5 protein-coding genes and 1 pseudogene are annotated in these 6,028 nt (G+C 30.3%); all 6 read right to left on the bottom strand.

The window, feature by feature from the left end:
* Positions 1-1,080, bottom strand: a 1,080-nt coding sequence (locus tag ACVC2P_RS00230; protein WP_452596478.1) for an oligosaccharide flippase family protein, incomplete at its 3' end; no start/stop codon positions are given.
* Positions 1,080-2,180 (bottom strand): DegT/DnrJ/EryC1/StrS family aminotransferase, encoded by a 1,101-nt coding sequence (locus tag ACVC2P_RS00225; protein WP_452596477.1) that lies wholly within the window; start codon positions 2,178-2,180, stop codon positions 1,080-1,082. The genes ACVC2P_RS00225 and ACVC2P_RS00230, both read right to left, overlap by 1 nt.
* Positions 2,177-3,154 (bottom strand): GNAT family N-acetyltransferase, encoded by a 978-nt coding sequence (locus tag ACVC2P_RS00220; RefSeq protein ID WP_452596476.1) that lies wholly within the window; start codon positions 3,152-3,154, stop codon positions 2,177-2,179. Before ACVC2P_RS00220 ends, ACVC2P_RS00225 begins: the two co-directional genes overlap by 4 nt.
* A gap of 103 nt (positions 3,155-3,257) precedes the next feature.
* On the bottom strand, positions 3,258-3,851 hold the full coding sequence (locus ACVC2P_RS00215) for an HAD family hydrolase (protein ID WP_452596475.1): 594 nt from the start codon (positions 3,849-3,851) through the stop codon (positions 3,258-3,260).
* Positions 3,851-5,632 carry a hypothetical protein gene (locus tag ACVC2P_RS00210; protein WP_452596474.1) on the bottom strand — a complete coding sequence of 594 codons (1,782 nt, stop codon included), beginning with the start codon at positions 5,630-5,632 and terminating at the stop codon, positions 3,851-3,853. Before ACVC2P_RS00210 ends, ACVC2P_RS00215 begins: the two co-directional genes overlap by 1 nt.
* 4 nt (positions 5,633-5,636) lie before the next feature.
* A pseudogene (locus ACVC2P_RS00205) lies at positions 5,637-6,028 on the bottom strand (prenyltransferase); the annotation flags it as partial.

Below are 6,028 nucleotides of genomic sequence, written 5' to 3'. Positions count from 1 at the left end.
TACCACAGCTATTAGTTTTACAAAGTCTCCTAATAATTGCCATTTAAATAATGGTTCCATGGCTTCAAAACCTGGATATATTATAGCTATTAAAAAATGTCTAAACAAGTAGATTAGTAACATCCCTAACCCAAACAATGGCAATAGGGTTTTATAAATATAAATAACCTGTTTTTTAAAAGTCTTCCCATCGTATATTCCTGCAAATTTAGGCATTACGTATAGCGTAAATAATCCTGTTGAAAATACCATATAGTTTTTAGAGATAAACAACATTGCTGTCCAATACCCCGCTTCGGCTTCGTTTATTTTATCTGTAATTTGCGCTCTTATATCAATCTCTATATAGTTTAATAGTATTGTAGAGATTACAGACATTATGGTAAAAGTTAATAATGCTTTAGCAAACGGTGTATTCCATTTTACTCCTTTAAAATTTATATGTTGCTTTAATGTTTTTCCAAAAACAAACACAATAACTAACAATTGTAATAATGGTGTTAGTGCTATAGCTATTAAAACACCCAATAAGCTAAATTTCAACAAAGAGGCTATTAATAGAATACTAGATAGTAAATAGGAAACGAGTTCTATTTTCGCATACTTTTTATAGGCTGTTAGGCCATTTAAAACCCCTTTAAATAGAACTGTTAAAGCTATTGCTGGCACTATTAAAGCTAATATTTTTATAACAGACACGTAGTTATTCTCGCCAAAAAGGTATACAGAAATACTTTCTGAAAACACAAATAAAATAAAGGCCGAAATTATAATTCCTAATAGTAGAAATATAAATGCCATGGAGAACATTTTCTGTAATTGCGCTTTTTCGTCTTTTAACTCTGCTGTATATTTTACTATCCCATTAAAAATACCAAAGGAAGAAGCACTTGTTAACATTGCTAAAACACTTCTAATTTGTCCTACTTTAGCAATTCCTGCTGCTCCTATAGTTTCTGCTAATAAATTTTGTATAAAAAAAGAAATAACTAGCCTAATAGCTATAACTATAGAGTTAAGCGATGTTATCTTAAGTAATGTATGCTGTTTAAAATACGTAAGTAATTTTTTAAAGGCCATTAAAAATTATTAATTACGTTAACAATATTGGCAGCATCATTTAACGACAATACAGGACTAATAGGTAAACTTACGCATGTACTATGAATCTGTTCTGTTATGGGTAATTTTAAACTTTTGTATTGCTGTAAGGCTTTTTGCTTATGTGGCGGTATTGGGTAGTGTATTGATGCTTCTATGCCTTCTGATTTTAAATAGTTTATAAAGGCCATTCTATCATCTACTAAAACTACAAATTGATGAAATACATGATTTTTAGAATCATTATAAAATGGTAATGTTATTTTATCGTTTACAATGCCTTTTATATACCCTTTTGCTATGGTTTGCCTTATAGAATTATCTTTATCTAGTTGTTTTAGTTTTACATTTAAAAACAAGGCTTGTATTTCGTCTAAACGATTATTAACTCCTATTCGTTCGTTTTCATATTTAGAAACCGTTCCGTAATTACGTAGCTGTTTTATAATAGCTGCTAATGCATCATTATTTGTTGTTATGGCTCCTCCGTCTCCTAATGCGCCTAAATTTTTAGCAGGATAAAAACTAAACGCTGCACTATCTCCTAAATTTCCTGCTCGCTTTCCATTAGCATTTGTTGCTCCATGAGCTTGTGCGGCGTCTTCAATTAGTATTAAATTATGTTTATCTGCTATACTTTTAATGGCCTTCATTTCTGCTAACTGGCCGTACAAGTGTACTACTAAAATTGCTTTTGTTTTAGTAGTAACGTGCTGTTCTATTTCTAAAGGGTTTAAATTATATGTTTTAGCATTGGGTTCTACAAAAACAGGGGTTAAGCCTGCTTCTAATATTGCTAGTACAGAAGCTATAAAAGTATTGGCGGGCACAATAACCTCATCTCCTTTTTTTAATAGTCCTAATGAGATATAGCCTTTAAAGATTAATACCAACGCATCAAAACCATTACTAACGCCTACACAGTGTTTGGTTCCACAATAGTTAGCGTAATTGGTTTCGAATGTAGATACACCTTTTCCTAAAATGTAATATCCTGAGTCTAAAAATTGCTGAAACTGATTTTTAAATTCGGCTTCAAAACGCGCATTGACTTTATGTAAATCTAGAAACTTTATCATAGCAATACTCCATCTAAAAGGTTATGGTTAGCAGTATTTAAACTATAAAAATCTTGTGTTATTGTTCTAGCACCGAAGCTTTCTTTCCAATATAATAAGCCTTCGTTTATATTTTTTCCTTGGTTTTCGTTAGAAATTCCAAAATCGAAGTAGTGTTTCTCTTTAAAAACGGTATGTATTAAATGATGAAATAACATATCTAAGCTTCCTAATTCTTGTTTATTTTCGGTTGCAGAAATGTATTGTGCGTGTGCAACAGTTTTGGTTTCGAAAATAGTTGTTCCTGCTACTATAGTTCCATTATAGTAAACATTGAATTGTCTAATATTATGTGGAAATTGTTGATGTAATTTTTCTATTTCTGCTAAACTATGTACAGGTTTTCTATTAAATCGTTTTTCTAGGTTTGGTATTAAAACGGTATTCCAAAACCCTTCAAAATTTGGTTCTTCTTTTATTGTTAAACCATGCTTTTCAGCTCGTTTTAAACCGCGTTTACGAACTTTAGATAGCATTTTTGGGAAAGCATTATAATTGATAACAGATAATACATCCTTTCTATATAAATCACTTTTCAGAATAAACAATAAATACTCTAGTGCTTCACTTGGCGCTATTGTGTAAATAGATGGTAATAGTTTTATGTTACACTTCGTAATTTTTTCGGTTTCTAAAAACTGTAATACACTTTTAAAAACTTCTAAAGTATCTTTTAACTTTAAGCTTTCTTTTATTACCAATCCGCCATAGGTTAGACCTTGATGCGAATGTATTGCATCTCCTTCTCTGTTTGCAGGCAATATTGCGACTAAAGTTTCTGCTTTAAAAATTAACAGGGAATAATCTACAAAACGATCACTATGGTATTCCATAAAATCACGTTGAAATAGAAACGTAGCATTTTTGGCTTCGGAAACGAATGTGTTCCAAAGTTGCTTGTGTTCTGTTTTATATTTTTGAATGGTATAGATCAAATATTGATTAAGCCTATTAGAAGTTGAAATATAACTCTTATTCTTAAAATAACACTATTGCTTTTTAATTATTCTATTACAATACAAAAATAGACATTACAGTTTACTCAAAATATCTAAAATAACTTTCATCGGCTAAATCCATTAACGCTCTGTCTCCTTCTGTATCGCCATAAACAATAAGTTTATAATTGGTTCTGTCTGGAAACATTTTTAGAAACCGATTTACTTTCTCTTGTCCTACACAGTTTAAGGATTTAAACTTTCCTGTAATTAATCCTGAACCATCTACCTCTATTCGTGTACTAATAACGGTTTCTATATTATTTTGTTTGGCCCAGGGTGCAATCCAGTTATGTATAGAGGCACTTACTATAACTAGTTTATAGTTCGCTTTTACATACGATGCTATTTTGTTTTTTACATCTGCCCTTAACATGTTATCAATATGCTTTGAAAATGCTACACCTGCTGTATTAAAATCATCAATAGACATTCCTTTAAAGAAATAACTAAAAATAGCTTCTTTAGCGTATTGTCTTTTTAAAATTTTTAATTTAAATAATCCCCACAAAATTGAAATATAGGGTAAGCTTAAATACAAACTTGCTTTTCCTTTACTAAATGCTATAAATCTAAGAAAAGAGTCTTTTTTAGTTAGTGTTCCATCAAAATCGAAAGCAACAATAGTAGTCATTAGTTTTCTTTAGATTTATTTGATTTTAAAATATTAAAATGAGAGTTACTCCATATTACTTCGTAATTATTTCGTTTTAAAAAGTTATTCATAGCTATTACGCGTCCTCTTTTATAAATGTAACTTTCTTCTTTGTTTTCACTCATATAGTTTTCATCTGGCTCAGAAAACGAAACAATGGTCCTAAATTTTTGTTGCACAACTATTGGTAAATAAGGAATAGTTTCTTCCGCTTGTTTTATTTTAGTTTCAAACGTTTTACTATCGTATACCCAAACCCACGAAATACCCATGTAGGGTTTTGTTTTTGTTAAATAATTAAGCATTGGTATATTATCGTAAGCCAAAAGATAATCGCCAGGTTTTACATGTGGCTTTAGTGCTTGTAAAACAGCATTTGTTATATCTGCTCGCTCTTTTGTTGTGTACACATTAGCTAATGTATTATGTATAGCATATGTTTTATGTAAACGGCTGCCCGCATCAAAGTAAGCTTCTTTAGAAATTTTATAGCCTTTAACTATAAAAAACGAAATGACTAGTATTATTAAAAATGTATTAAAGTCATGTTTAGAAACGTTTAATTTTGCATCTCCATGGCTTAAACTTATTTGCATGTTTGCTCTTTGTAATGTTGCAAATGCATGCATAAAAACAGGTAATATTAACCAAATACAAACATAACCTGCATTATGTATACCGCCATCACTACCCATTGGTAATAATACAGCAATTACTAATGCTAAAAAGGCAATACTTTTAATTGCTGGTGTTATAGTTTTTGCTAGTATTAAATAGATTGCTCCCATTAGTCCTAAACAGTACAAACTGTAAACTGCATCTTTTCTAAATAAGAAGGCAATGATTCCAACACCAATAATATATGCAAGTGGTTTTAAAAAGGAAACTCGTTTTGAGTAACTACTCATTATAGCAATTACAATTGCTATGGGTATAATATTAAGGCTAAATTTTATTATTTTAATATATTCCTTAGCATAAAAGCCTAGTAATCGCATAATATTATGATTACTGTCTGCATTGCTACCTTTATTAATAATCCCAGAAACGGCGTTTTTAAAAACGTCTATATGTCCTAAACTTAGCATAACTAAATACACGATTACGAATCCTAGTATTGACCCGCCTAAAAAAGCGACTATTTGTTTTAGAATGTACTTTTTAGTCGTTGTTGTATCGAAAAAATATTGAGCAGGAAATACTAATAATAGCACAAATAGCGTGACGTTAGGCAATCTAGAAAAGACATTAACTGCTGTTAAAAGTCCTGCAATAACTAGTTCTAATAGGCTTTGCTTTCTTAAACCTTTATCTATAAAATAGACGATACATACTGCTAAAAACCCAGATAAGTGATTGTAATAAAAAGCGAGATAACCAAAATCATTAACTAACATAACCATTAGTAATCCAACGATAATGTACTCTTTTTTGATGTATCGACTTAGTAGTTTATAGGCTATTATTATTGTAGCTACTATTATTACTATGCTTAGCACTCTAAAAGATAATATACCGCCTTCTGGAAATAGCTCGTACCAAATGCCACCTACAATTCCTGTTAACCAAAATGCAAAATTATACTCTACTGTTTCTGGTGCATTAAATATTTGCTGATAGAACGTCATATACCAACCTTCGTCGCACATATCGAATCCTTGAAAGGATAACAAACTTAATAGGCATACAACAAAAAACACAGTAATACCTAGTGCATACTTATTCCAAATTGTAACAATATTTTTTAACAAGGTTGTCATTCTTTTAATAGATTAACACATAAAAACAAATAAGCCATCCTAAAACTATAAGCTGCATTTTTAAATCGCTTAGTAGAATTTTTGTTGGATTTGCGTAACTCACTCTTTGTTGAATTAATTTGTAATATCTGTAAAATCCTAAAATAACAAATATTGATGTAATATAAATATACTTACTTTCAAATTGCGCAATAATACTTGGAGATAGGGTGTATAATATATAAGCTCCCGTAATTATGATAACTATAATCATTAGTATTGTATTAATTAGTGGCAACGAATACTTTTCTATATTGCTTCTAACTTTTGTTCCTGTCTCTTTATAAATCAACACTTCATCTCTACGTTTGGCTAGTGCTAAAAAAAGGGCCAGTAAAAATACCATAATTACTATCC

This window comes from Pontimicrobium sp. MEBiC01747 (assembly GCF_053601635.1).
This window is presented reverse-complemented; position numbering and strand designations above follow the sequence as displayed.

Excerpts from the sequence above, each read along its gene's own strand:
- ACVC2P_RS00225 (WP_452596477.1), bottom strand. The coding sequence starts at position 2,180 with ATGATAAAGTTTCTAGATTTACATAAAGTCAATGCGCGTTTTGAAGCC.
- ACVC2P_RS00215 (WP_452596475.1), bottom strand. The coding sequence starts at position 3,851 with ATGACTACTATTGTTGCTTTCGATTTTGATGGAACACTAACTAAAAAA.
- ACVC2P_RS00210 (WP_452596474.1), bottom strand. The coding sequence starts at position 5,632 with ATGACAACCTTGTTAAAAAATATTGTTACAATTTGGAATAAGTATGCA.